The organism is Stenotrophomonas sp. WED208 (genome assembly GCF_040984485.1).
Classification (GTDB): domain Bacteria; phylum Pseudomonadota; class Gammaproteobacteria; order Xanthomonadales; family Xanthomonadaceae; genus Stenotrophomonas; species Stenotrophomonas riyadhensis.
Genome location: NZ_JAZARB010000002.1, coordinates 346,041 through 370,457, shown reverse-complemented (window position 1 = coordinate 370,457; position 24,417 = coordinate 346,041). Strand labels below are relative to the sequence as shown.

Genomic DNA, 24,417 nt, shown 5'->3' with positions numbered 1-24,417 from the left:
GGTGAGTGCGATGTCATGGTTCGGCGTCACTTTGTTCACATGGATGGGCCCCCGCATTCAAGATGCAGGCACGCACGCCGCTAACGGCAGTGCTGCGGCCGCGTCGTCACCGCGCTGGAATTCCTGCTTGCCCCTGCATCCGCTCCGCCAGCCTGCGCATTACCTGTTCGTGCTGCCCGCCGTGCTGGTTGCCGTGGTGGTGTGGACCGCATTGGATACCGCGGACGTGGCCAGCTCGGCGCAGCGCGTCCTGCCGTGGCTGCTGGCCTGCCTCGGTGCCGGTCTGGCCCTGCTCTACCACCAGGTGCGCACGCTGTGCCTGCTGCTGGTCGTGGCGGTGATGTTCGCGCTGCTGCACCAGGACGTCGCTGGCTACCTGCGCAGTGGCCATGTCGCCGCGCTGACGCCGCTGCGCTTCCATGCCATCTCGGCCTGGTTGCCGCTGTTGTTCGCCGGGCTGGCGTTGTGGCCGGAGCGCGGGCGCCGACGCCAGGACCTGCTGCTGCGCGGCATTGCCAGCGGCACCGCGTTGATGATCTTCCTGCTGTTGGCCGCGCAGCAGCCACGTGGCATGCACGATCTGCTGTCGAACCGCCACTGGGCGTGGATCCCGGCCGATTGGAACGCGCTCGCGCAGTTGCCGGCAGTGCTGTTGCTGCTGGCCACCGCTGCGCTGGGCTGGCAGGCGTGGCGGCACCCGCGCCCACTGCATACGGCGATGCTGCTGGCCCTGCTGTGCCTGTGGTGGATGCTGCCACGGGTGTTCCTGCACCCGGTGCTGCTACCGGCGCTGAGCAGTGCCGCCCTGCTGCTGATGCTGGGTGCGATGCTGCAGGAGTCCTTCCACATGGCCTTCCGCGATGAGCTGACCGGCCTGCCCGGACGCCGGGCATTCAACGAGACCCTGCAGCGGGCACGCGGCACCTACAGCATCGCGATGGTGGACGTGGACCACTTCAAATCGTTCAACGATACCCACGGCCATGACACCGGCGACGATGTGCTGCGCCTGGTGGCCTCGCGCCTGGCGAAGGTTGGCGACGGTGGGCGGGCGTTCCGCTATGGCGGTGAGGAGTTCGCGGTGGTGTTCCTGGACCGCCTGGCGGCGGCCTGCATGGATGCCGTGGAGGCGCTGCGGCAGAGCATCGAGGAGACCCGCATGCAGCTGCGCGACCGCAGCACCCGCAGCCGCGATGACGAAGCCGGCCGCCAGCAGCGCGGACGCGGTGGCAGCGGCCAGGTGGTACAGGTGACGGTGAGCATCGGCCTGGCCGACAGCCATGTGGATCCGCGCCCGATGGCGGTGGTCAAGGCCGCCGACCAGGCGCTGTACGTGGCCAAGGACGGGGGTCGCAACCAGGTGCACGCGCATGCCGGCCAGCGCGTGCTGGCCATGCGTGGCGGCTGAGGCTCAGACCGCGTCGAGGTAGTACCAGCGGCCGTCGATGCGCTGGAAGCGGCTGTGTTCGGTCATCTTGACCGCACTGCCGCCGCCGACGCGATAGCGCGCGGTGAAGCGGACGTCGGCGCTGTCGGTACCGGTGACGGTGTGCTCGTGTACGGTCAGGCCCAGCCAATGGGTACGCTGGCCGGGCGCATCATCCAGCGACAACTCGGCCGGACGCGTGTCCGGATGCCAGCTCTGGCGCAGGTAGTCGGCCAGACCGCGCACGTAGGCGCTGTAACGCGAACGCATCAGGCGCTCGGCATCGGGCGCGGCCTCACCGGCATGGAAACGGCCGCAGCAGGCAGCATAGTCGGCGGGCAGGCCACAGGGACAGGGATCGGCGGGTTTTCGGCTCATGCCGGCATTGTCGCCGGGTTGCGCGGATTGATCCACGCGCGGCACGGGCCAGCTGAAGCAGGACAGGCGTATGCTGTCGCGCCCCCACCTTGATTGATCGCCGTGCTGGAACTGGTTCCCCCTGAGTTGTGGTGGCTGGTGGTGATCGCCTTCATCGCCGGTCTTGTGGATGCCGCCGTGGGTGGCGGTGGCCTGGTGCAGCTGCCCGGCCTGTTCACGGTGCTGCCGCAGCAGACGCCGGCGATGCTGTTTGGTACCAACAAGTTCAGTTCGATGTTCGGCACCGGTGCGGCTGCCTGGCGCTATGCGCGCAACGTGCGCTTCCCGTGGAAGCCGGTGCTGTTCGCGGCCGGCACCGCCTTCGTCTTCTCCTTCGCCGGGGCCACTGCGGTGAGCCTGCTGCCCAAGGACGCGGTGCGCCCACTGGTGCTGGTGCTGCTGATCGCGATGCTGGCCTACACGTTGTGGAAAAAGGACTTCGGCGCGCTGCACCGGCCGCAGGAAATCGGCCGCCGCGAGCTGGTGATCGCGCTGGCGATCGGTGCAGCGATCGGCTTCTACGATGGCTTCTTCGGGCCGGGCACCGGCAGCTTCCTGATCTTCCTGTTCGTGCGCTTCTTCGGCCTGGATTTCCTGCGCGCCTCGGCGGCGTCGAAGGTGGTGAACCTGGCGACGAATGTTGCAGCGATCTCGTTCTTCGTGCCGACCGGCAACATCCTGTGGCTGTTCGCGCTGCCGATGGCGGCGGCCAACATCATCGGTTCGGTGGTGGGCACGCGGCTGGCGCTGAAGGGCGGTACGCCGTTCATCCGCAAGCTGTTCGTGGGGCTGGTGGTGGTGCTGATCGCGCGGATGGCGTGGGATACGTTCCGCGGAGCGTGAACGAGCGTCATGATCCGGTAGGTGCCAACCTTGGTTGGCACACGGTTTCCGATCGCGAAGAGCAGCCGAGCATGGCTCGGCTCTACAGGTCGCTGGACCGAGGCGGTCAGGCCTCGGCTTCTTCCGGTTCGTTGGCCTGCTGGCGGCTGCGCTCGGGCAGCTTCAGGCGCTTGCCTTCTTCGTCGTACTCGATCAGCAGCACGCCGGAGTCGTGGCGGCCGCTGATTTCGACGAAGCAGGCGCCACCGATGAACGGCTCCAGCGTCATCACCGACTTCAGCGGGGTGGCGACCACCATCTGGAAGCCGAAGTTGTCGAAGATGTTCATCGCCAGTGCGGTGAACTCGTTGTCGGCCTTGTCGAAGGCTTCGTCGAGCACGACGGCGGCGTAGCTGGGCAGCTGGCTGTCGGCACCGCCGAGCTGGTAGCGCAGTGCCGCAGCCAGGCAGGTAGTGGCCAGCTTCTGGCGCTGGCCGCCGGACTTGCCGGCACCGCTGCGGTAGATCTCGACCTGCTGGCGCGTTTCCGCATCCAGCTCGACGCCGATGAACTCCACGTGCATGCGCACGTCCAGCACCAGCTCGCGCCAGCGCTTGTCCTCACCTTCCTGCGAACCAAGGCGGTTGACCAGCTGGCGCAGCACGGTGAACTGCGATTCGGCCAGCTCGCGCTGCTCGGTCTGCTGCTGCGACAGCACCTCGCGCAGCTGCAGGTGGAACTCGCCGACTTCCGGCAGGCGGCGGTCGCTCAGTTCGATGGTCAGCAGCGTGCCACGGTTGAACGGCACCTGTTCCAGGCTGGCGTTCACTTCGTCCAGGCGCTGGCCGATCGACTTGCGGGCCTCGGCGCTGTGGCGCTGCAGGGCCAGCAGGTTGTTCTTGCTCTGGTTCTGCAGCAGGTCGAAGAAGCGCTCTTCGTGCTGCGGCAGGCCATCGCGCTCCAGGCGCTCGAGGCGGGCGAGGAAGTCCTCGGCCGAGGCCACCGAGACTGTGAAGTCGCCCGATTCCTCCGGCCATTGCTGAATGAAGCGACGGAAGCAGCCGATCAGCTGGTTCTCGATGCGGTTGAGGTCCTGCTGCGAGGACGACAGCTGCTCGTTCAGCGCGTTGCTGACCTGGCGCATGTGCGCTTCCAGCGTTTCCAGGCTGAGCGGGCCCTGCTCCTGCAGGCGCTCGGCCAGCCCGGCTTCCTGCTCCTGGGCCAGGCTAGGCAGCACCAGCGCACGGCTCTGCTGGCGGGCGCGGTCGAGGCGATCACGTTCCTTGACCAGCTGGCCACGCTCGACACGGACGTCTTCATAGGTGCGGCGGGATTGTTCGATGTCGGCGCGCACGGCGTCGATCTGCTTGGCCAGCTTGGCGAGGTCGGCGTTGCCTTCGCGCAGGTCGCGCAGGGTCGCTTCGATATCGCTCAGGCGCTGCTGCGGGGCGGCGATGTCGATCTCGTTCCAGCTGATGCTGACCAGCTCGTGGCAGGCCAGGCGGCGCTCATTGTCGCGGTCGCGCTGGCCGCGCAGGCGTGCGATGTCGGTCTCGCAGCTGGCGATGCGCTTGGCCAGTTCCTGTGCTTCGCGCTCGAAGGCGCCCACCTTGTCGTGGTTGTTGAAGCCCAGGATCCAGCGACGACGGTCGCCCACCGCACTGCGGTCGTCCTTCTCGAAGCGGTCGCCCGGATGCTTGACCTGGCCTTCTCGGGTGATGCCGCGGTCGACGTTGCGCAGCTGCTTGGCATCCACGCACTCGTAGTCGAAGCGCTTGCCGAGCTCGCGGCGCAGCCAGCTTTCGAACACGTGCTCGCGCAGTTCCAGCTTGTGCAGCAGCGACTTCGCCGACGGCTCGCGCGCGAACGCATCATCGTTGCGGCGCACGCGGTAGTAGGTGAAGCGCATGCCCAGGTGGGTACGGTTCACCCACTCGGCGACGTCGTTGTAGTGCTTGTCATCGACCAGCAGCGACAGCGCGAAGCCGCCCAGCACGCGCTCGATGGCGCCCTGCCAGCCCTGCTCTTCCGAGCGGACCTGGATCAGCTCGCCGACGAACGGCAGCGCCGCTTCGGCGATGCCGGTTTCCTCGGCCAGGCGCGCACGCAGCTTCTGCATCGGCGCCGGGATGTTGGAGGGGGTGCGCTGCATCGCTTCGAGTTCGCTGCGCACTTCACCGAAGCGGCGCTCGTCGTCGCGCTTGCCGCCGAGGCGATCGCTGATCGCATCGTCCAGTGCCGCCGAGGCACGCTGGCGGTCCTGCAGTTCGTTCTGCGCGCGCTCGACCAGCTCGGCGAAGCCATGGGCATCGTCGGGCAGTTCGGCCTGCAGCTGCTGCGCCGCTTCCTGGGCCTGGTCACGCTTGGCCTTGCGGCGGTCGCGCTCGGCTTCGGCGCGGCCCTGCTCGCGTTCCAGTTCCTCGATGCGTTCACCGCCCTGCTGGCGGCGCTGCAGTTCCAGTTCGGCCAGGCGCTCGGTGTGGTTGTCGAGCGCGGCGCGGCGCTGGGCCTCTTCGCCGAGCAGGCCACGGTCACGCACGTCCATCTCGCGCAGGCGCGCTTCGATCAGCGCCTGGCGGCGGCTTTCGCGGAAGCTGTCGACGCCGAGCTTCAGTGCTTCGTCGTCGCCGCGCTGGCGGTGCATTTCCTTCAGGTCGTTGTAGTAGGCGCGTGCCGGCAGCAGGGTTTCCACCTGGCGGCGCGCGGTGACCACGGCCTGGTGCGCGCCATCGAGCTCGGCGAAGTCGCTGACCAGGCGCTCGGCGGCGTCGAAGGTCTTCGGCGTGTCGAGCATGAAGTCGCGCAGGAAGACGTTGAGGTCGCCCAGGTTCTTCGCCGACTGCGTCTTGTGCAGCAGGCGCAGCGCCATTTCGTTGTCGATACCGAGCAGGTCGCGGAAGCGCTCGGCGTAGCCGGAGAAGGTGTCGAAGTGGTGCAGGTCGGACAGCTTCTGCTTGAGCTTGCGCAGGTCCAGGTCGAAGCCGCCGAGATCCTTGGCGATGTCGAACGGGCGCTCGGCGATCATGTAGTGCTTGCGCACGTCGCCGGCCGAGGTGCCATTGCCGGAGATCCACAGCAGGCGCACCAGGCTGACCACGCGGCCATCGCCGGCGCGGTACTCCAGCACCAGTGCGGTCCAGGTCGCGCCCTTGCGCAGGTACTGGGTGGCGATTTCGCCGGTGCCGCTGTCCTGCTGGTCGGCCCAGGCGCCACGCACATAGGACACCAGGTTGCGGTCGCGGCCACTGCGCTCGGCTTCACGCGCGGCGGCGTTGAAGTCGACGATGGCCGGCGGCGTCAGCAGCGCGGACATGGCATCGAGCAGGGTCGACTTGCCCGAGCCGGAACGGCCGACGAACAGGAAGCCGCGCTCGGCGATCGGCACTTCGGTCAGGCCGTTGAAGGTGCCCCAGTTGTGCACCTGCAGGCGGCGCATGCGGAACTGCTGCAGGCGCGGGTCCGGCAGGCCTTCGTTGAACAGGGCGGGAGTGTGCTTGGAGATAGCCATGCGATGGTCGGGTCTCTCAGGCCTCGGCGGCCGGGGTTTCGCGCAGCTGGCGGTAGACCGCCGAAAGCTGGGACACGTCTTCGGCGGAGAACAGCAGCTTCAGCGCCGGCGAGACTTCGTGGCGGTCTTCCTGGCCGCTGAGGCGGGTCAGGATGTGATTGTCCTTCATCTTCTGCACCGCCGAGGCGACGCGGCGGTTGAAGCCGGCGCGGTCGGTGGACAGGTTCTTCTCGTAAATGGCCAGCGCTTCGGCCATCTCGGCGTCGGCGACCACCGCGCGGTTGCCGCGCGCATCGGCCTCGGCCAGCTGCTGGCGCAGGTACAGCAGCAGCACCGAGTCGATGAAGGTCAGCGGCGAGGTGCGCAGCAGCACCGGCGCATCAACGTCTTCGGTATCGGCCTGGCGGGTGAACGCCACGCCGCTGTCGCGGTCGAGCACCAGTTCCAGGAACAGGTCCGCCAGCGACGAGCGGATGGCCGCCTCGCTGCGGATCAGCGCCGGCCACAGCTTGGCGTGGCGCAGCTGGTCGATGCTGGGGCCGATCAGCAGCTGGCACAGCGCGCGGCGCGCATCCAGCGGCAGGCGCCCGGTATCGCCGAGGTAGTACACGTCGTTGCCACGGCGGGGCTGCGCCACGGCCGCCACCGGTTCGGCTTCGTAGGCGTCTTCCGCCACGTCGGCCTGCGGTGCGTCGATGGGATCTTCATGCCAGCTCATGGCGTCTCTCCTGGGTGAACCAAACCAGCGGGATGCGGGCGCGACGGACCTGGCCGTCGCCACCACGCCATTCGGCAAGCTCCTGCTCGCCGGCGACCACGTTGCCGAAGCGCGTGCCCAGCGACAGATAGCCGATGACGCTGCCAAGACCCTGCGGCGCCTCGCGCTGCGACAGGGCCTGGGCGATGCTGAGCCGCGGCTGTGCATCGAGCAGGTCGTGCAGGTCGCGGCGCAGGGTGCGGAAGTCGATTTCGGACGAAGCGACCAGGTCGCCGACACTTTCCAGGCTGATCGCAGCCGCGTCGTTGTACTCGACGTTGCCATCGACCTGGGCACTGCGTGGATCATGCAGCTTCCACTGCGACCACGAACGCAGGCGGCTGGTGGTCAGCTGCAGGTCACGGCCGATGCCGCGCTGTGCGGGGAACTCGTCGCGCAGTGCCAGCGCTTCGGACTGCGCCTGCTTCAGCAGCTGGTTGAGGCGGCGCTGTTCCAGGTAGCCGCGGCTCTGCACGAAGCCGCGCAGGCTGCGCGCGAAGTTCTGCAGCACATCGTGTACCTGGCCACCGCGCTCGAGCATGGTGCTGGTGAAGCCGCGCAGGAAGTTGCGTTCGTTGCGGTCCAGGCGGCGCGCAAAGCCACGCGCCAGCACCGCTTCCAGCGCAGCATCGAGCTGGGCGCTCTGTTCGGCGTCGTTGAGCAGGCGCCAGAACGCCTGGAAGCTGCGGCCGGCATCGCTCTCGCCGATCACGTCCACGCCTTCGAACAACTGCGACAGCACGTCGCCGCGCTCACCCTCGTCGTCGATGATGCGCTCGCGGAAATCGCGGTTGAGCTGCTCGAAGTCGTCGCGCACGCGGCGGAAGTCCTCGGTCAGCTCGTCGGCCAGGCCGATGATCTGGCGCGCACGTTCCAGCGCGCGCTTGCCGTCCAGCGCGATCACGCGGCCGGCACCAACGCGGGCGATCTCGGCGTCGATGCGGTCGCGCTCGTCGCGCAACGCCGACAGGCGCGCGTCCGGATCGGATTCGGTCTGCGCGGCCAGCTGCGAGAGCTGTTCGATGACCAGCGCCAGGCGGCTTTCGGTGGCAGCCACGCGGGCCTGCTCCAGGCCATCGGCGAAGCGGATCGCCTGCAGCGCTGCGGTCGACAGCTCGTACTGCTCCTGGTCGGCACCTTCGGGCAGGCGGCGTTCGAGCCAGCCCTGGGCCAGCCAGTGCGCGATGTAGGCCTGCGCGGTACGCGGCAGGTCGCGCGACAGTTCGTCGCCGTTGAGCTGGTCCAGCCCACGTTGCAGGCGCTCGTTGAGCACCGACGACGACAGCGTACGCTCGCCGTCCATCAGCAGCCCCTGCAGCAGGCCGATGATTTCCGGAGCGTGGTCGGCGGCGAGCAGCTTCCACTGGGGCTGTTCGCGCAGATGGCGGTAACGGGAGATGCGTTCGCGATGCTTCATGCAGCGAAAGAGGTCTGTTGGGCTGACAGGGACGAGCCGCCACGCACGGCTGCCGCGCGGGCAGCCGTGGGCATGCCGGCCCGCAGCGGCCGGCGGGGTGCGGGCAAGCGGCTCAGCGCTTGCCGCCCACTTCGATGAAGCGCAGGAACTCGGCGCGGGTCCGCGCGTCGTCGCGGAAGCTGCCCAGCATCTTCGAGGTGACCATGCTGACGCCGCGCTTGTGGATGCCGCGGGTGGTCATGCACTCGTGGGCGCCTTCGACGACCACGCCGACACCGATCGGCTGCAGCACATCCTGGATGCACTGGGCGATCTGCGCGGTCATCTTCTCCTGCACCTGGAAACGGCGGGCATAGGCTTCGACGACGCGGGCCAGCTTGCTGATGCCCACCACCTTGCCGGCCGGCAGGTAGCCGACGTGCACGCGGCCGATGATCGGCGCCATGTGGTGCTCGCAGTGGCTTTCGTACTCGATGTCGCGCAGGACGATCAGTTCGTCGTAGCCGGCCACTTCCTCGAAGGTCCGCTCCATGTAGGCGCGGGGGTCGTCGCGGTAACCGCTGAACCAGTCGCCATAGGCTTCGGCGACACGGCGGGGGGTATCCAGCAGGCCTTCACGGGACGGGTCCTCACCGGCCCAGCGCAGCAGGGTGCGCACGGCATCCTCGGCCTGGTCCTGGGTCACGTCGCCCTGCGGGGCGGCCTTTTCGTTGTTCTTGCTCATTGCGTACAGCGTCCCGAACGGGGGGCGAGCATCGTACCCGACCGGGGGGTGGGTCGTCCTGTTGGGACGGTTCATCGGGGGTCGTGTTGGCGCGTCGTTGCTGTCGGTCTGGAGTGGGAGAGGGGGCTGCGCAGGACACGCCGTAAACCCGTCCATGGGGGCTCGATGGCGCCATCCATGGCGCCAACGGTCCTGCGCAGCCCCCTCTCCCCCTCCCTGACGGTTTCCTTCGGGCGCGGCCGGACCCCCCGAAAGCGGGGTCAAAAGCGGGGGTTCATGGCTTCGGAAGCACCCCGCGCGACTGCGCGACTGCTGTGGTGGGTGCGGACCGTTGGTCCGCACTGCTTCTGCTCTTGCTTCTAAGAGCCAACCCTCCGCCACCCCAGCCGATAGCCAGCAGGCGCAACGCTTTCCTCACTACACCCCGCCCATTCATAAAAACCCATTGATAGGAATGAAATTAGTAGTATCCTATCTATATCTTATGGACCGACCCCTCGACGAGCGCACCGTGCTGCAGATGCAGCTCAGCTCCGGCCTGCTGTACGCAGGGCGGCAGTGGCAGCGCCTGGCCGACAGCCGGCTCGGCAGCTACGGCATCTCCACCGCCTGCACCATGCCCCTGCTGATGATCGGCCGCTCCGGCGGTGGCATCCGCCAGGTGGCGCTGGCCCAGCAGCTGGGCATGGAAGGGCCTTCCCTGGTCCGCCTGCTGGACAAGCTGTGCGCCAGCGACCTGGTCCGCCGCGAGAGCGACGCCAGCGACCGCCGCGCCAACCTGCTGTGGCTGACCGACGCGGGACACGCGCTGGTCAGCGAGCTGGAAGACCAGTTGATCGGCCTGCGCCAGGACGTGTTCGGCGAGCTTTCCATGGATGAACTGCACGCCGTGCTGAAGGCATGGCGCCTGCTGGCCGAGGCCGCCGACCGCATCACGTAAGACCGCTGCCCCCGAATACCGCCGCTGCCGTGCACACGCCAGCGGCTTTTGCCCGTTGCTGTTGTTTCGTTGTTCCTCCCCTCCCCCACCTCGCCCCCGCCCCTACCGATGCCCGGTGAATTCAGTCTCCACGGAGTGTTCGTCCCGACCCTGCTCGGGTTGATGTTGTTGGCCTATCTGGTCAACAGCGGCCTGCACGCGCTGCTGCAGCGTGCCGGCGCCTATCGCCATGTATGGCACCCGGCGCTGTTCAACCTGGCCCTGTACGGGATCGTGCTTGGCCTGCTGTTCCACCTCCTGCGTTGGATGCAATCGTGAACAAGATCGTGAAGAAGACCCTGCCGGTGCTGCTCACCAGCGCAGCCGTGATCGTCGCCCTGCTGGTGCTGCGCCAGCTGTGGGTCTATTACATGGATGAGCCGTGGACCCGCGATGCCCATGTCGGCGCCGACGTGGTGCAGGTGGCGCCGGACGTATCCGGACTGGTGGAAACGGTGCAGGTGGCCGACAACCAGGCGGTGAAGAAGGGTGACCTGCTGTTCGTGGTCGACCGTGCCCGTTACCGCATCGCGCTGGAGCAGGCCAAGGCCAGCCTGGGCGAGCGCCAGGCCTCGGTGGCACAGCTGCGCCGCGAGATCGGCCGTGACCGCAGCCTGCAGGACCTGGTCGCCGCCGAGGACGCCGAAGTGCGCCGCGCCAAGCTGCAGGCTGCACAGGCCGCGCTGGCCACCGCGCAGGCCGCGGTCGACCTGGCCGAGCTCAACCTGGGCCGCACCGAGGTGCGCGCACCGGCCGATGGCCGCGTCAACGACCGCACCATGCGCGTGGGCGACTACGTGGTGGCCGGCAAGCCGGTGCTGGCGCTGCTGGATACCGGCTCGTTCCGCATCGATGGCTACTTCGAGGAAACCCGACTGCGTGGCGTGGCGCCGGGGCAGCGTGTGGACATCCGCCTGATGGGTGAATCGACCCCGCTGCGCGGCCATGTCGAGAGCATCGCCGCCGGCATCGAGGACCGCTACCGCAGCAATGGCAGCACCCTGCTGCCGAACGTGACCCCGGCCTTCGACTGGGTGCGGCTGGCGCAGCGCATCCCGGTGCGCATCGCCATCGACGAAGTACCCAAGGGCGTGGAACTGATCGCCGGCCGCACCGCCACGGTCACCGTGGACACCGGCCGCCACCCGCACAACGACAAGGCCGGCGCCGCGCCGACACAGGCGGGCCTGTGAACGCCGCCCTTCCCCGTCTCGGCCTGATCGTCGCGCTGGCCAGCCTGGCCGCGTGCAGGACCGTCGGCCCGGACTATGCATTGCCGGAAGGCTCGGCGTTCAAGCGCCCGCAGGCCAATGCGGCCTTCATCGATACGCAGAACCCGCAGGTGGCCGCCAACCAGGCGCTGCCCGACCGCTGGTGGTCGCTGTACAACGACCCGGTGCTGGATGGCCTGATCACCCAGGCGCTGCGTGACAACGTGGAACTGAAGGCCGCCGATGCGCACCTGCGTCGTGCGGCGGCGGTGTACGAGCAGGCACTGGACGCTGGCGGCTTCGAGTACGAGGCCGAGGCCGGGGTCAGCCGCGCGCAGCTGTCGGCCGAATCGTTCCTGCAGGAACACGAGCTGCCGGTGATCAACCTGGCCGATGGCAAGTTCGCGGTCAGCTACCAGTTCGACCTGTTCGGCAAGCTCAAGCGCGGCGCCGAAGCGGCGCGTGCCGACGAGCAGTCGGTCGCCGCAGCGCGCGACCTGGCCCAGGTCAGCGTGGTCGCCCAGGTGGCCGACAGCTACCTGGAAATCTGCCATGCCAACCACGAACTGCACGTGGCCGAGCATTCGCTGCAGCTGCAGCAGCGCAGCCGCACGGTCACCGAGCGCCTGATCGCGGCCGGCCGCGGCACGCCGCCGGAACTGGCCCGCGCCAATGCCCAGGTGGCGCTGCTGGAAGCTGCATTGCCGCCGCTGCAGGCGCAGCGTTCGGCGGCCGCCTATTCGCTGGCCGCCCTGCTCGGGCAGACCCCGGGCCAGCTGCCGGCCGGTGTGATCGACTGCGCGCACGCCCCCGCCCTGGCGCAGCCGCTGCCGGTCGGTGATGGCCGTGCGCTGCTGCAGCGTCGCCCGGACGTGCGCCAGGCCGAACGCAAGCTGGCCTCGGCCACCGCGCGGATTGGTGTCGCCACCGCCGAGCTGTACCCCGACATCCGCCTGGGTGCCTCGCTCGGTGCCGCCGGCCTGCTGGAGGACTTCGGCACGCCGATGACCCAGCAGTGGTCGATCGGCCCGCTGATCTCGTGGACGTTGCCGTCGTCCGGCACCCACGCGCGCATCCACGCCGCCGAAGCCGGTGCCGATGCAGCCCTGGCCGAGTTCGACCACACCGTGCTGCAGGCGCTGCGCGAGACCCAGACCGCGCTGGACCGCTACGCGCAGGACCTGCGCCGGCTACAGTCGCTGCGCATCGCGCAGGAGCAGGCCGCACTGGCCGCCGAGCAGAACCGCCGGCTGTACCAGGGCGGCCGCACGCCGTACCTGTCCAGCCTGGATGCCGACCGCAGCCTGGCCACCAGCGACGCCACCCTGGCGGCCGCCGAAGCGCAGGTCTCGCGCGACCAGATCCACCTGTTCCTGGTGCTGGGTGGTGGCTGGCAGGCCAGCGCCGCCGCGCCCAACGCCTCGACCGCAGCGAAGTAAGCCATGAACGCGCTGACCGACCGCCAGGCCTGGCTGTTCTCGATCAAGACCTACCTGGCCGCGGTGGCCGCGCTGTACATCGCCATGGCCGGCAACCTGTCGCGCCCCTACTGGGCGATGGGCACGGTGTACATCGTCAGCCAGCCGCTGCTGGGCCCGACCCGGGCCAAGGGCGTGTACCGCATCGTCGGCACCCTGGTGGCCGGCCTGGCCACCTTGCTGGTGCTGCCGGCGCTGGTGGAGACGCCGCTGGTGCTGAGCGCGGCGATGTCGATCTGGCTGGCCGGCTGCCTGTTCATGGCCCTGCTCAACCGCGGCCCGCGCGGCTACGCGTTCCTGCTGGCCGGCTACACCACCGCCTTCATCGGCTTCCCGGCGGTGACCTCGCCGGAAACCATCTTCGACACGGTGGTGGCACGCAGCGAGGAGATCATCCTCGGCACGGTGGTGGCGGTGCTGTTCGCGTCGCTGCTGTTCCCGGCCTCGGTACGCCCGATGCTGCGCGCGCGCATCGGCAACTGGATGGAGGACGCCGCGCAGTGGTGCCGGCAGATCCTTGAACGTGGCCGCGCGCATGCGCCGCGCAACCGGCTGGCCGCCGACCTGGTGCAGTTCGAGGCGCTGATCGAGTTCCTGCGCCGCGATGATCCACGCCATGCCGGTTCGGCGGTGTCGATGGAGCGCCTGCGCGAGCGCATGCTGCTGCTGTTGCCGGTGCTGTCGTCGATTGCCGACCGCCTGAGCGCGTTGCGCAGCGATGGCCAGGCCCTGCCGGAAGGGCTGCCGGCACTGGTCGATGACATCCACGACTGGCTGGACGGGCCGACCAACGCCAGCGAGTACGCCCGCCTGCGCGCGCGCATCAGCGCACTGAAGCCGCAGGTGGACCGCGACCTGCAGCACCTGCAGCTGGCCAGCCTGCTGCTGCGCCTGGAGGAACTGGTGGACCTGTGGCAGGACTGCCGCACGCTGCAGCACGCGATCGACCACGGCACCGCGCCGCTGGACCGCGCGCACTACCGCATCCGCACCGAACGCGTGGCCGCCGACAAGCACGTCGACTACGGCATGGCGCTGTTCTCCGCGCTCAGTGCCGGCGTGGCGCTGATGAGCTACTGCGTGCTGTGGATCGCGCTGGGTTGGGAAGGTGGTGGCAACGGCGCGATGATGGCCGCGGTGACCGCCGCGTTCTTCGCCGCGCAGGACGACCCGGCACCGAGCATGGTGTCGTTCCTGGTGTGGGCGATGGTCGCCTCGGTGGTGGCCGGTGTGTATCTGTTCGGTGTGTTCCCGGCGGTGCACGACTTCGGCCTGCTGGCGCTGGTGCTGGCAGTGGTGTTCCTGCCGCTGGGCTTGATGCTGCACCATCCGAAGAGCGCGCTGTTCGCGCTGCCGCTGACGGTGAACCTGGCAGCGCTGCTGAGCTTGCAGAACACCTACAGCGCCAACATCCAGACCTTCCTCAATTCGTCGATCGCGATGTTCATCGGCATCGGCTTTGCGGTGGTGATGACCCGTCTGTTCCGTTCGGTGGGTGCCGAGTGGACCGCGCGCCGCCTGGTGCGGCAGGGCTGGACCACGCTGGCCGAGGCCGCCGAAGGCCGTGGCCAACAGGACCGGCAGCGCTTCGCCGCACGCATGCTCGACCTGCTGGGCCTGCTCGCACCGCGCCTGGCAGCGACGCCCGAGGGCAGCGACATCGCCTCGGTGGACATGCTCAACGAGGCGCGCATCGGCCTGAACATCCTGCAGCTGCGTCGCGCACGGCTGGAACTGCCCGAACGCAGCCGCGAAGCAGTCGAGCACATCCTGGAAGAGATCGCCGTGCACTACCGCCGGCAGATCGCTGCGCGCAAACCGATTGTGGCGGCCGAAGCGCTGCGCGAGCGGCTGGATACCTCGCTGGGCCGGGTCGGCAGCGTGGCCGCCTGCAAGGCCCGCGATGAAGCCCTGATGGGCCTGATCGGCCTGCGCTTCGCGCTGTTCCCGGAGGCGAAGGCATTGGCGCCGGGGCTGGCGATGCGCACAGCGACGCAGCCGTAGCGCGCTACCCTGTGCGTCCACAGACTCCGCGCAGGGGTCGGATCCTTCGCCCCCGGCGAAGGCTCTGACCCCCGCTCAGCACAGGAAGCTCCAATGAGTTACGACATGATGGTGTTCGAGGCCAGCGCCGCCCCACGCGAGGCGGCGGCCTTCATCGCCTGGTTCGAGAAGCAGACGCAGTGGAACGAGCGCCACGAATACGACGACCCGGCGGTCAGCAGCCCGGCGCTGCAGGCGTGGTTCGCGGAGATGGCGCAGGAGTTCCCGCCGATGAACGGGCCGTTGAGCAATGACGACGATGATCGTGCCGAGGTGACCGAGTACAGCATCGGTAGTCAGGTGATCTACGGTGCATTCGCCTATTCGGTGGCCGAGCGCGCGCACGGGCGGGTGCAGGACCTGGCCGAGAAGCACGGCGTGGGCTTCTTCGACGTGAGTGCTGATGAAGCGGCGATCGTGTTCCCGGATGGGTTGGTACTGATCGCGTAGATCCACGCAATGTGTGGATGAACCCCGAAGCGATCAGAACGCGCTTTTGTAGAGTCGAGCCATGCTCGACTCCATGGCCCATCAGCCGAGCATGGCTCGGCTCCACATTATTGCAGCGCAGTCGAGCATGGCTCGACTCTACAGGGGGCGCATCGCGCCCGATTCAGAACAACGTGCCCTGCACCGTGGGCTGTTCAATGCGCGCCGGTGCTTCGGCCACTGCCTCCGCACCCAGCCGCCAGGCCAGACCACCCAAGCGGCTGGCATGGCGCTTCAACGCCGCTTGCAGCACGTCCGCACTGCCCGCCACATGCAGCACCTGGCGGGCGCGGGTCAGGCCGGTATAGACCAGTTCGCGCGACAGCACGCGGCTGTCCTGGCGTGGCAGCTGCAACCACACTTCATCGAACTCCGAGCCCTGTGCCTTGTGCACGGTCATCGCGAAGGCGCTTTCGTGCGCGGGCAGTGCCGCCGGATGGAAGGCGCGCGGCTGGTCGACGCTGTCGCCAGGGAACCAGGCCACCATCGCGCCGCTACCATCGCGCAGGCAGATGCCGATATCGCCGTTGAACAGACGATGCCGGTAGCTGTTCTCGGTGACCAGCAGCAGCCGGCCCTGGAAATAGCCCGGCGCATTGCCGGCCAGCAGCTGTTCAATGCGGCTGTTGAGCCCGCGTGCGCCTTGCGGGCCTTCGCGCAGTGCGGTCAGCACGCGCAGGCGTCCGGCCTGCTGCAGGGCGAGTACCGGATCGGCGGCGTCGGCCAGCGCGCGCCAGTGGCCCAGCAGGTGCTCGCGCTGGCCACGCAACGGGTCGGCTTCGCCTTCGTGGAAGTGCACGCCGGCCAGTTCACCACTGCGCAGCAGCTGCAGCGCGGTGCTGCTGTCGCCCTCGCGCACGGCATGGGCCAGCGGTGCCAGGTCCAGCGCATTGCTCTGCCGGTAGCCGCGCTGCAGCTGTACGCGACGGCCGGCGAAGGCGCGTGGTGCGGCCTGTGGCTGCAAGGTGGCCGGCGCCAGCAGGCCGTGCAGCGCCTGCGCGTCGTCGGCACGGGTGCCGATGCCGTCGCCGCTGGCACGCAGGATCGCGCTGAGCACATCACCGGCCTCGACCGAGGGCAACTGATCGGGATCGCCGAGCAGGATCAACCGGGTGCCGCTGGCGATTGCGTCGACCAGCTTGGCCATCATCGGCAGATCGATCATCGAGGCTTCGTCGACTACGACCACGTCCACCGGCAGCGGATTGTCGGCGTGGTGACGGAAGCGCGGTGAATCGGGAATCACCCCGAGCAGGCGATGCAGGGTGGTGCCGGTACTGGGCAGCGCCGCGCAGAGCGCCGGGTCCAGTCCTTGTTCCTGCAGGCGCTGCACAGCCACACGCAGGCTCTCGGCCATGCGCTCGGCGGCGCGCCCGGTGGGCGCGGCCAATGCCACCTCAGGCAGCGGCTGGCCGGCGTGCCCGGCCTGCGCGGCCAGCAGCAGCAACAGGCGCGCGATGGTGGTGGTCTTGCCGGTGCCGGGGCCGCCGGTGACCAGTGCCAGCGGATGGCGCAGGGTCACGCCGGCAGCGCGTGCCTGGTGATCCTCGCTGCCCGATGCCTGCGGGAACAGCCGCGCGAACAACGGTGCCAGTGCCGCCATATCCGGCGCCGGCAGCGGATGCCGGCCGATACGCTGCAGGCCGGCCGCCAGCTGACGCTCGTACTCGCGGTAGCGGCGCAGGTAGAGCAGGCCGTTTTCCAGCACCAGCGGCGCATCCTCGGCGATGGCATCGGCCTGCTCGGGTGTCGCGACCCACGGCGATGCGCGCAACTGTGCCAGCCAGTCCTGTGCGGCAGGCCACTCGGATACGCCTTCCAGCAACCGCTGCGGTTGCGCCGGATCGAACGCAGCATGGCCTTGCGATACCGCCAGCGACGCAAGCGCGGCCGCCAGCGCCACGCTCTCGGGCGTGTCGTCGCGCAGCCGCTGCAGGCTGGTCGCCAGTGCATGGTCGAGGGTGCGCAGCAGGCCCTTCTGGTGCAGTTCCTTCAGCAGGCTCATGCACTGGCTCCACGGGCACGCGCGGCCAGTTCGGCCTGGGCCTGTTCGCCACCGGCGAACAACGCATCCAGGGCATCCACCAGCGCCAACGGGAAGCGGTCCACATGCACACCGTTGCCGGCGGCATCCAGGCCGCGGCAGAACAGGTAGCGGATGCCGCCCATGTCGCGCTCGTAGTCGTAGGCCGCACCCAGGCGGAAACGCAGCCAGCGATGCAGGGCCACGGTGTAGATCAGTGCCTGCAGGTCGTACTCGCTGTGGCGCATGGCAATGGCCAGCAGGTCCGGGCTGTAACCGGGCAGGCGGTTGGACTTGTAGTCGAGCACGTACCAGCGCCCGTCGCGCACGTAGGTCAGGTCGATCATGCCGGTCATCAGCCCTTCCAACCGGCGGCGCTGGCCGAAGCCGCGTCGCGTGCTGGAAACACCGTGCGCATGCAGCACCTGCAGCAGCGCCGGCACCGTGGTCGGCTCGATGGCGAAATGGAAGTCGATTTCCGCGCGACGCTCGCCTTCACCCAGGCTGTGCAGCGCGCCGCCTTCGGGTAGCGGCACGGTAAGCGTGTGGCCGACCAGCGGCACCAGTACGGCCACGCCATCGTCCAGATCGACGTCGGCATAGCCTTCGTCGTGCAGTGCCTTGCGCAGCACCTCGGCCTGGCCCTCAGGGGCTTGCAGGCCTGGCTGCCAGTCACCCCATGCGGCGAAGTCGACGTTCTCCATCGCTTCGTGCAGCACGTTGCCGAAGCGACTACCCATGAAGCGCGGGTCGACCGGTGTGCTGTCTTCGGCCGCCGCGGCGGGTTCCGGCAGTGCCGGTTCCAGCGGCAGTTCCGGGCCCGCGGGTTCGTCGGCGGCGGGTGCCGGCAGCTCGGTAGCGGCGGCTTCGATATCACTGTCAGCGCCCGCATCGGCATGCGCCAGCTGGGTGAAGCTGTATACCCACCAGTCGTGCGGGACGCGCCGGGTCAGGGCACGCACCGCCGGAAGGTCACCTTCCACTTCGGCCGCCAGCTGCGGCAGCGCGGCCGCTGTCTCGCTGTCATCGAGGTGCACGTCGGCATGCGCGCGCAGCGCCTGCAGGTCGCCCAGCAACGGCGCCAGCCGTGTCCTGCCGAGCCCGGCCAGATCACCCACGGCGATCCACAACGCGTGTTCGGCACGAGTCAGGCCGACATACAGCAGGCGCGCATCCTCGGCGCGCTGCTCGCGCTCACGTTGGCTGCTGGCCGCTTCCCAGGCCTCATCCTTGTCCAGCTTCCAGTGCAGCTGGCGCTGGCCGCCGACGTGCACGGTGCAGTGCGAAGCGGTGTTCGGTGCGCCGCCGTCGATGCCGACGAAGGGCAGGAACACCAGCGGGTACTCCAGGCCCTTGCTCTTGTGCAGGGTGATGATCTGCACGCGGCGCGCATCCGATTCCAGGCGCAGCAGCTGCTGCTCGTCATCCTGGTCGGCGCTGGCCATCTGCCCCTGCAGCCAGTCCAGCAGGCCATGCATGCCCAGCGCCTGCGCCGAGGCTTCCTGCAGGAGTTCACCCAGCTGCAGGTAATTGGTCAGGCGGCGCTCGCCATCGATCAGCGCCAGCAGGCGTTCGCCCTGCGCGGCACAGACATCGGCGATCACCGCGAACGGTCCACCGCGCTGCCAGCGCTCGCGCCAGTGCAGCAGCTGCGCCTGGAACTCGCGTTGCAGGTCGCCCTCGCGCTCCATCGCGGCGATCGCACTTGCCCGCTGGCCAAGCAGCACGGTGGCCAGCACCGCACGCAGGCGGCCTTCGTCGGCCGGTTGCAGCAGCGCCAGCAGCAGCGCGCGCAGATCACGCGCTTCGCTGGTGGCGAACAGGCTCTGCTTGCCGGCCGCCACGGCGGGAATGCCGACCGCGGCCAGCGCGCGCTGCACCAGCGTCGCCTCGCGATGCGAGCGCACCAGCACCGCGATGTCACCGGGCTGCACCGGGCGCCCACGCAACACGGCATTGCCCGCACGCGCCTCGACCAGGATCTGGTGAATCGCAGCCACGCAGGCCTGGGTCGCGGCCTCACGCGAGGCGTCGGCGCTCATCGCCTTGTCACCGCCACTGCGCAGCACGCGCAGGGTAAGTGCCGTGGCGGTATGGCCATCACGCTGGTAGTCCTCGTCGATGCGCACGCCACCGGGACGCACCGGCTCGAACTGGATGTCGCGCTCGAGGAAGGCGTCTTCGCCACCGTTGTCGTACAGCGCCTGCAGCGCGCGCAATACAGCCGGTCGCGAGCGGAAGTTCTGGTCCAGCACCGGCGCCTGTTGCGCCACCTGCTTGGCCTTCAGGTAGGTGTGGATATCACCGCCGCGGAAACCGTAGATCGCCTGCTTGGGGTCGCCGATCAGGAACAGCGCCGGCGCCAGGCCGAGTTCGCGCACCTCCGGCGAATCGCCGAACACGGTGTGGAAGATGCCCCACTGGCGATCGTCGGTGTCCTGGAACTCATCGACCAGCGCGATGCGGTACTGCGCACGCAGTTGCTTGACCAGCATCAGCCGCTGCGGGCCTTCCAGGGCGAGCGCTACGCCATCGATCAGATCGTCGTAGGTCTGTACCCGGCGCGCGCGCTTCAGCGCCTGCAGGCGCTGCGTGGCTTCGGCGCGAAGCGTGTGCAGGAAATTCAGCGCGGTACCACGCAACCAGGCATCGCGTTCGGCCAGCAGCGCGACATAGCGCGCCAACGGCGCCTGCAATGGCGACGACGGCGTGCGGTCGGGGAACTTCTTGTTGGTCTTGTCGGCCAGCACCTCCGGCAGCAGCGCCGGCAGGCGCTCGCCGGCCAGCAGCTCGCGCGGGTCGGCGCGCTCGGCCCAGTCCAGCAGCTGGCGGCCCAGAGGGTGCAGCCAGCCCAGCTTGTAGGACACGCCATTGATCCACTTGTTGTCGACGGCATCGCAGAGGTCGATGAAGAACTGCTCGCCATGTTCGCGCACGCTTGCGGACAGTGCCTCGGCCGCGCTCTGCAGCGCCGCGTGTGGATCAGCCAACGTCACCGGCTGTGGCAACGGGTGCAGTGGCGGCGTGCCCAGCAGCGCGCGCAGATCGGCGGCCAGCGCGTCCGGGTTGGACCACAACCAGGTCAGCGGCTCCAATGTGGCCGGGTCATTGGCATGCACCCGCCACAGATCAGCGGCCAGCTCCTCCAGTAGTTCACGATCGCTGGCCAGCAGTTCCGGCGGATCAAAGGTGTGGCCGCTTTCCAGCGCATGCTCGCGCAGCACGCGGGTGCAGAAGCCGTGGATGGTGAAGATGGACGCCAGGTCGATTTCGTCGGCAGCCACCTGCAGGCGGCGCTTCAGTGCAGCGGCGCTCTCGGAGCCGCCCTGCAGATGACGCTGCAGCACGTCGCGGGTCAATCTCGCGTCGGGTGCTTCACCCTCGGCCGGTTCCAGATCGACCAGGCGCGCGGCCAACGCCAGGCGCTCACGGATGCGCTTGCGCAGTTCCTGGGTGGCAGCGTCGGTGAAGGTCACCGCCAGGATCTGGCCGATGCGCAGGCCCTGCTCCACCACCAGGCGGGTGAACAGCGTCGCCAGGGTGAAGGTCTTGCCGGTACCGGCGCTGGCCTCGATCAGGCGGATGCCATCCAGCGGCAGGGCCAGGTAGGGATCGCCCGCCATGCGCTGGGTTTCCTCATCTGCGATGGCGGGGGTCATGCGCTGCCCTCCTGGCTGGTGTCGGCGCCAAGGGCGCGGCCTTCACGCACCGCACTGAAGACCAGCTGGCTGTTGCGCAGCAGGTCGGCATAGCTGGCGTCGGTGGCAAACGGGTCGGCACCGCGCAACAGCAGCTGCCAGGCGTCGCTGCTGGATTCGCCCCAGCTGCGGTCGCTGCCATGCCACTGCTTCCAGCCTTCGCTGCGTTGTTTTTCTGCCGGCGCGTTGTACAGCACCCAGCCGGTGTACGGGGCAAAGCGCAGCGGCTCGCGCAGGCCACGCTGGCGCAGCTGCAGCAGTGCACGCAGTGCGGCGCGTGCAGCGGGAGCGCTCAGTGCCGGCAGCACATGCGGGCCGGGACCGGCGTCACCGCCATCGTGGAACTGCACCAGCGGCAGCGCATCGCCGGCGGCGTTGGCCAGCAGCCAATCCAGGCCCTGGCGGATCACCGCATTGCCATTGAGGGTACCGGCGCGCAGGCGCACCAGGCCCTCGGGATGCCGATCGGCCACGCGGCCATGCAGGCGCACGCCGTCGATGTCCACTTCGTAGCGACGGCTTTCCAGCGGTTCGCCCTGCATCCAGCCCAGCAACGCACTGGCATACGGACGGGTCTTCAACTGCTCCACCTCGAACTGGCGCTCGCCCAATGGGCCCGACGGCAGCAGGCCACGCGCGCGCAGCCGCGGGTACAACGGCTCGGTATCGCCGCTGAGCGTGGCGCGCACCACCGCCGCCTGTACGCTGCGCTTCTCCGGCCCGCGCGAGGACAGCACCAGCGGTTCCAGGTCATCGACGTCCTCGACATCGTCGGCCAGGCGCAGGCCCAGCGACTGTGCGAGGAACTGCCCGGCCGGGTCGCACAGGAAGCGGCGCAGGGTATCGAGTGCGACGTCGTCTTCCACCGCATCGTCGAGCGGCGGCGGCAAGGGGGCATCGAACCACGGCTGCAGGCCCCCACGCTGGCCGGTGAGGCGACCGGCGGCCGGATGCCATTGGCGGCGATAGCTGAAGCGGCGTGGATCACCGTCACCGAACGCGGCTGGCGAGAACGGCTGCAGTGCGTGGCGCACGGTGAAGTCGCGGACCGCCGCAGGCGGATCGAGGTGATACGTGGCGGCGGCATCGATCAGTTCACTGACCAGCACCGACGGCTCGCGCACGCTGCCATCGCGCGGATCGGCACCGAGGTAGCTGAGGTAGAACACCTCCTGCGCGGCGGCGAACAGCTGCAGGAACAGGAAACGATCGTCTTCGCGGGTGGAGCGGTCGCCCGGACGGCGGCGCGGCGTGTCCAGCTCGGCGGTGAGCTGGTTGAGACCGGCCGCCGGGTCACGGCGCGGGAAATCGCCATCATTGAGACCGAGCACGCAGATCACCCGGAACGGCAGCAGGCGCATCGGCACCATGCGGCCGAAGCTGATGCCACCGGTCAGCAGCGGTGCGCGCGTATCCGCCTCGCCCAGCGCGCCGGCGAAGTGCGCGCGCACCACCTCCGGCGGCACCCCGTCCGCGAAACCGGCCTTGGCGGCATCATCGGCGAACTGGTTGAGCAGCTTGCGCAGGCGCTCCAGCGCGCGCTGGCTGTTGGGCGAGCTGGGCGCAGTCGGCAGCAGCGCGTCCAGCAGCGACAGCAGGCGTTGCCGCCACTGCGCCGGGGTCAGCAGCTCACCGAGGCGGCGCTGGTAGACCGCCAATACGCGCAACAGGCGCAGCAGCCGGTCCAGCGCTTCCAATGCGCCGCCCTCCAGCTCGATCCACGGTGCGACACCGGCCAGATCGGCCTCGCTGCCGGTCGCGTGACCGAGCACCAGGCGGTCCAGCGCGAACTGCCAGGTGTAGGCGTCGTCGGCCGGTGCCTGGTGCTGGTTGCGGTGCTTCGCATCCAGGCCCCAGCGTGCGCCCGCCTGCTGCAACCAGCCATGCAGGCGGTCGAAGTCCACCGCTTCCAGACCGGCCGCTTCGGCCAGCGGTGCACTGGCCAGCAGGTCCAGCACTTCGTTCAAGCCGAAGCGCGAGACCGGCAGGCCCAGCAGGTGCACGAACACATCGGCCAGCGGTTCACCGGCCAGCGGGCTGCTGTCGGCCAGCGCATAGGGGATGTGCTCCTCCTCGCCACCACGGCCGCCGAACACCGCTTCCAGGTACGGCACGTAGGGATCGATGTCCGGCGCCAGCACCGCGATCTCGCGCGCCTGCAGCGGCGGGTCGAAGCGCGGGTCCTGCAGCAGGCTGCGCAGCTGGTCGTGCAGCACCTGCAGTTCGCGCAGGCGGGTATGGCAGGCGTGTACCTGCAGGCTGGGGTCGTCGCTGCGCAGCCCGTCACGCAGCTCGCCGGAGGGCAGTGCGCGGCGGTGGAACAGGTCACGCTGCAGGCGATGCAGCAGGCTGTCGGACAGGCCGCCTTCATCCAGGCTCGGGCGGGTGTCCTCCTCCGGATCGGAATAGGCGGCGATCTCGCCAGCAGGGTGCACCACCTCGTAGCTGCCCAGCACCGCCATGAAGTCGCGGCCGGCTGCGCCCCAGGCTTCCAGCAGGCGGTTTTCGCCGGCTGCTTCGCCGAAGGGATCGGGCGCGCCGCTGCGCAGGCGCTCGGCCAGTGTCTGCAGGTCACCCCAGTACGACTGCACCGGGGTGGGCATATAGAAATGCAGCTCGCCCACCCGCGCCTGGGTGGCCATCACCCGCAGCACGTCGGGCGAGATGTTGAGCGTCGCGAACGCAGACATGCGCGGCGGCAAGCCCTGTGGCAACGGCTGGCCGGCCCCTTCGAAACGGTCCAGGTATTCCTGGATGCGGCGCGCGCGATAGTCGTGGCCGTGGGTGATGGTGCGCCACAGGATCGCCTGCGGATCGGCCGGATCGGCACCGGCCGCCCAGCGCAGCAGCCAGTCGCGGCGCCAGGCCTGGTACTTCTCGAACACCGAGGCCAGCTCGCCGGCCAGCGCCCACGGCTTCAATGCGTCATCGCCGGCAAGATAGGACTGCAGCGCACGCATCGGTGGCTGCGCCAGTAACGCCGGGTCGCGCAGGGCCTGGTACAGCTTCCAGCGCAGGCCGGCCGCGTCCAGGTCATCCTGCTCGCCGCTGACGTTGGCCTTCAGTGCGCGGGCCACGAACTCGCCCGGGGTCAGGAATTCGAGGTTGGCGGCGACGCCGAATTCCGCAGCCAGTGTCGCTTGCAGCCAGCGGCGCATCGCCACCTGCGGGATCAGCACCACTTCCGGTGCCAGCAGCGGCTGGCCAGGAACGGGCGCGCGCACGTTGCGTGCCAGCAGCGCGGCCAGCACGTCCAGGGAATTGGAATGGTAGAGGCGGAAATCGCTGCCTGGGTCACTCATCATGCACAGTGTGCAGGACGGCAGGCAGTATTCAATGGTTGGCCCGCCAGCGGTACGGATTGTTCCGGGATGCCGGCCGATTGTCCCGGCCTGCGCCAGGACGTGTCGTGCAACAATACTGCA

16 protein-coding genes are annotated in these 24,417 nt (G+C 68.9%); 8 read left to right on the top strand and 8 right to left on the bottom strand.

Going from position 1 to position 24,417, the window contains the following annotated elements; genetic code table 11:
• Positions 1 to 127 precede the first annotated feature (127 nt).
• The gene (locus tag VPH47_RS21230) at positions 128 to 1,408 is read left to right on the top strand and encodes a diguanylate cyclase (protein ID WP_368851756.1); all 1,281 of its coding nucleotides are present in this window, start codon (positions 128 to 130) and stop codon (positions 1,406 to 1,408) included.
• A gap of 3 nt (positions 1,409 to 1,411) precedes the next feature.
• On the opposite strand, the gene VPH47_RS21225 is transcribed toward VPH47_RS21230, so the two are convergent.
• Positions 1,412 to 1,804 (bottom strand): YchJ family protein, encoded by a 393-nt coding sequence (locus tag VPH47_RS21225; RefSeq protein WP_180854316.1) that lies wholly within the window; start codon positions 1,802 to 1,804, stop codon positions 1,412 to 1,414.
• A 102-nt stretch (positions 1,805 to 1,906) separates the two neighbouring features.
• On the opposite strand from VPH47_RS21225, the gene VPH47_RS21220 reads away from it, so the two are divergent.
• Complete coding sequence (locus tag VPH47_RS21220) at positions 1,907 to 2,686, top strand: TSUP family transporter (RefSeq protein ID WP_164162829.1); 780 nt, start codon at positions 1,907 to 1,909, stop codon at positions 2,684 to 2,686.
• 106 nt (positions 2,687 to 2,792) lie between these two features.
• On the opposite strand, the gene VPH47_RS21215 is transcribed toward VPH47_RS21220, so the two are convergent.
• The 4 genes from VPH47_RS21215 to folE all read right to left on the bottom strand — a co-directional run bounded on the left by VPH47_RS21215 (position 2,793) and on the right by folE (position 9,071).
• Complete coding sequence (locus VPH47_RS21215; RefSeq protein WP_049446864.1) at positions 2,793 to 6,173, bottom strand: ATP-binding protein; 3,381 nt, start codon at positions 6,171 to 6,173, stop codon at positions 2,793 to 2,795.
• Positions 6,174 to 6,189: 16 nt separating this feature from the next.
• Positions 6,190 to 6,891 carry a DUF4194 domain-containing protein gene (locus VPH47_RS21210; RefSeq protein WP_005421303.1) on the bottom strand — a complete coding sequence of 234 codons (702 nt, stop codon included), beginning with the start codon at positions 6,889 to 6,891 and terminating at the stop codon, positions 6,190 to 6,192.
• Positions 6,878 to 8,347 (bottom strand): DUF3375 domain-containing protein, encoded by a 1,470-nt coding sequence (locus tag VPH47_RS21205; RefSeq protein ID WP_368851755.1) that lies wholly within the window; start codon positions 8,345 to 8,347, stop codon positions 6,878 to 6,880. Before VPH47_RS21205 ends, VPH47_RS21210 begins: the two co-directional genes overlap by 14 nt.
• A gap of 112 nt (positions 8,348 to 8,459) precedes the next feature.
• Positions 8,460 to 9,071 carry a GTP cyclohydrolase I FolE gene (gene folE, locus VPH47_RS21200; protein ID WP_004141296.1) on the bottom strand — a complete coding sequence of 204 codons (612 nt, stop codon included), beginning with the start codon at positions 9,069 to 9,071 and terminating at the stop codon, positions 8,460 to 8,462.
• A 484-nt stretch (positions 9,072 to 9,555) separates the two neighbouring features.
• On the opposite strand from folE, the gene VPH47_RS21195 reads away from it, so the two are divergent.
• The 6 genes from VPH47_RS21195 (at position 9,556) to VPH47_RS21170 (ending at position 15,232) form a co-directional block, all read left to right on the top strand.
• Positions 9,556 to 10,011 carry a MarR family winged helix-turn-helix transcriptional regulator gene (locus VPH47_RS21195; protein ID WP_012481667.1) on the top strand — a complete coding sequence of 152 codons (456 nt, stop codon included), beginning with the start codon at positions 9,556 to 9,558 and terminating at the stop codon, positions 10,009 to 10,011.
• Positions 10,012 to 10,119: 108 nt separating this feature from the next.
• Positions 10,120 to 10,329: a DUF1656 domain-containing protein gene (locus VPH47_RS21190; RefSeq protein WP_010487502.1), complete on the top strand. Its 210-nt coding sequence runs from the start codon at positions 10,120 to 10,122 to the stop codon at positions 10,327 to 10,329.
• Entirely contained in the window at positions 10,326 to 11,243 is a 918-nt protein-coding gene (locus VPH47_RS21185; RefSeq protein WP_324187357.1) for an HlyD family secretion protein, read from the top strand. The genes VPH47_RS21190 and VPH47_RS21185 overlap by 4 nt, the downstream gene beginning before the upstream one ends.
• The gene (locus VPH47_RS21180) at positions 11,240 to 12,700 is read left to right on the top strand and encodes an efflux transporter outer membrane subunit (protein WP_350259708.1); all 1,461 of its coding nucleotides are present in this window, start codon (positions 11,240 to 11,242) and stop codon (positions 12,698 to 12,700) included. Before VPH47_RS21185 ends, VPH47_RS21180 begins: the two co-directional genes overlap by 4 nt.
• Positions 12,701 to 12,703: 3 nt before the next feature.
• The gene (locus tag VPH47_RS21175; protein WP_110714209.1) at positions 12,704 to 14,743 is read left to right on the top strand and encodes an FUSC family protein; all 2,040 of its coding nucleotides are present in this window, start codon (positions 12,704 to 12,706) and stop codon (positions 14,741 to 14,743) included.
• Between the two features lie 93 nt (positions 14,744 to 14,836).
• A complete protein-coding gene (locus VPH47_RS21170) occupies positions 14,837 to 15,232 on the top strand; it encodes a hypothetical protein (protein WP_049446855.1) in 396 nt (131 codons plus the stop codon).
• A 163-nt stretch (positions 15,233 to 15,395) separates the two neighbouring features.
• On the opposite strand, the gene recD is transcribed toward VPH47_RS21170, so the two are convergent.
• Genes recD through recC form a run of 3 tightly spaced genes read right to left on the bottom strand, consistent with a single transcriptional unit; the run spans position 15,396 to position 24,297 of the window.
• Complete coding sequence (recD, locus tag VPH47_RS21165) at positions 15,396 to 17,276, bottom strand: exodeoxyribonuclease V subunit alpha (RefSeq protein ID WP_368851754.1); 1,881 nt, start codon at positions 17,274 to 17,276, stop codon at positions 15,396 to 15,398.
• Entirely contained in the window at positions 17,273 to 20,953 is a 3,681-nt protein-coding gene (gene recB / locus VPH47_RS21160; RefSeq protein ID WP_368851753.1) for an exodeoxyribonuclease V subunit beta, read from the bottom strand. Before recB ends, recD begins: the two co-directional genes overlap by 4 nt.
• Positions 20,950 to 24,297: an exodeoxyribonuclease V subunit gamma gene (gene recC, locus VPH47_RS21155; protein WP_368851752.1), complete on the bottom strand. Its 3,348-nt coding sequence runs from the start codon at positions 24,295 to 24,297 to the stop codon at positions 20,950 to 20,952. The genes recB and recC overlap by 4 nt, the downstream gene beginning before the upstream one ends.
• Between the last annotated feature and the right edge of the window lie 120 nt (positions 24,298 to 24,417).

Excerpts from the sequence above, each read along its gene's own strand:
- VPH47_RS21225 (WP_180854316.1), bottom strand. The coding sequence starts at position 1,804 with ATGAGCCGAAAACCCGCCGATCCCTGTCCCTGTGGCCTGCCCGCCGAC.
- VPH47_RS21215 (WP_049446864.1), bottom strand. The coding sequence starts at position 6,173 with ATGGCTATCTCCAAGCACACTCCCGCCCTGTTCAACGAAGGCCTGCCG.
- VPH47_RS21210 (WP_005421303.1), bottom strand. The coding sequence starts at position 6,891 with ATGAGCTGGCATGAAGATCCCATCGACGCACCGCAGGCCGACGTGGCG.
- VPH47_RS21205 (WP_368851755.1), bottom strand. The coding sequence starts at position 8,347 with ATGAAGCATCGCGAACGCATCTCCCGTTACCGCCATCTGCGCGAACAG.
- folE (WP_004141296.1), bottom strand. The coding sequence starts at position 9,071 with ATGAGCAAGAACAACGAAAAGGCCGCCCCGCAGGGCGACGTGACCCAG.
- VPH47_RS21195 (WP_012481667.1), top strand. The coding sequence starts at position 9,556 with ATGGACCGACCCCTCGACGAGCGCACCGTGCTGCAGATGCAGCTCAGC.
- VPH47_RS21190 (WP_010487502.1), top strand. The coding sequence starts at position 10,120 with ATGCCCGGTGAATTCAGTCTCCACGGAGTGTTCGTCCCGACCCTGCTC.
- VPH47_RS21175 (WP_110714209.1), top strand. The coding sequence starts at position 12,704 with ATGAACGCGCTGACCGACCGCCAGGCCTGGCTGTTCTCGATCAAGACC.
- VPH47_RS21170 (WP_049446855.1), top strand. The coding sequence starts at position 14,837 with ATGAGTTACGACATGATGGTGTTCGAGGCCAGCGCCGCCCCACGCGAG.
- recD (WP_368851754.1), bottom strand. The coding sequence starts at position 17,276 with ATGAGCCTGCTGAAGGAACTGCACCAGAAGGGCCTGCTGCGCACCCTC.
- recB (WP_368851753.1), bottom strand. The coding sequence starts at position 20,953 with ATGACCCCCGCCATCGCAGATGAGGAAACCCAGCGCATGGCGGGCGAT.
- recC (WP_368851752.1), bottom strand. The coding sequence starts at position 24,297 with ATGATGAGTGACCCAGGCAGCGATTTCCGCCTCTACCATTCCAATTCC.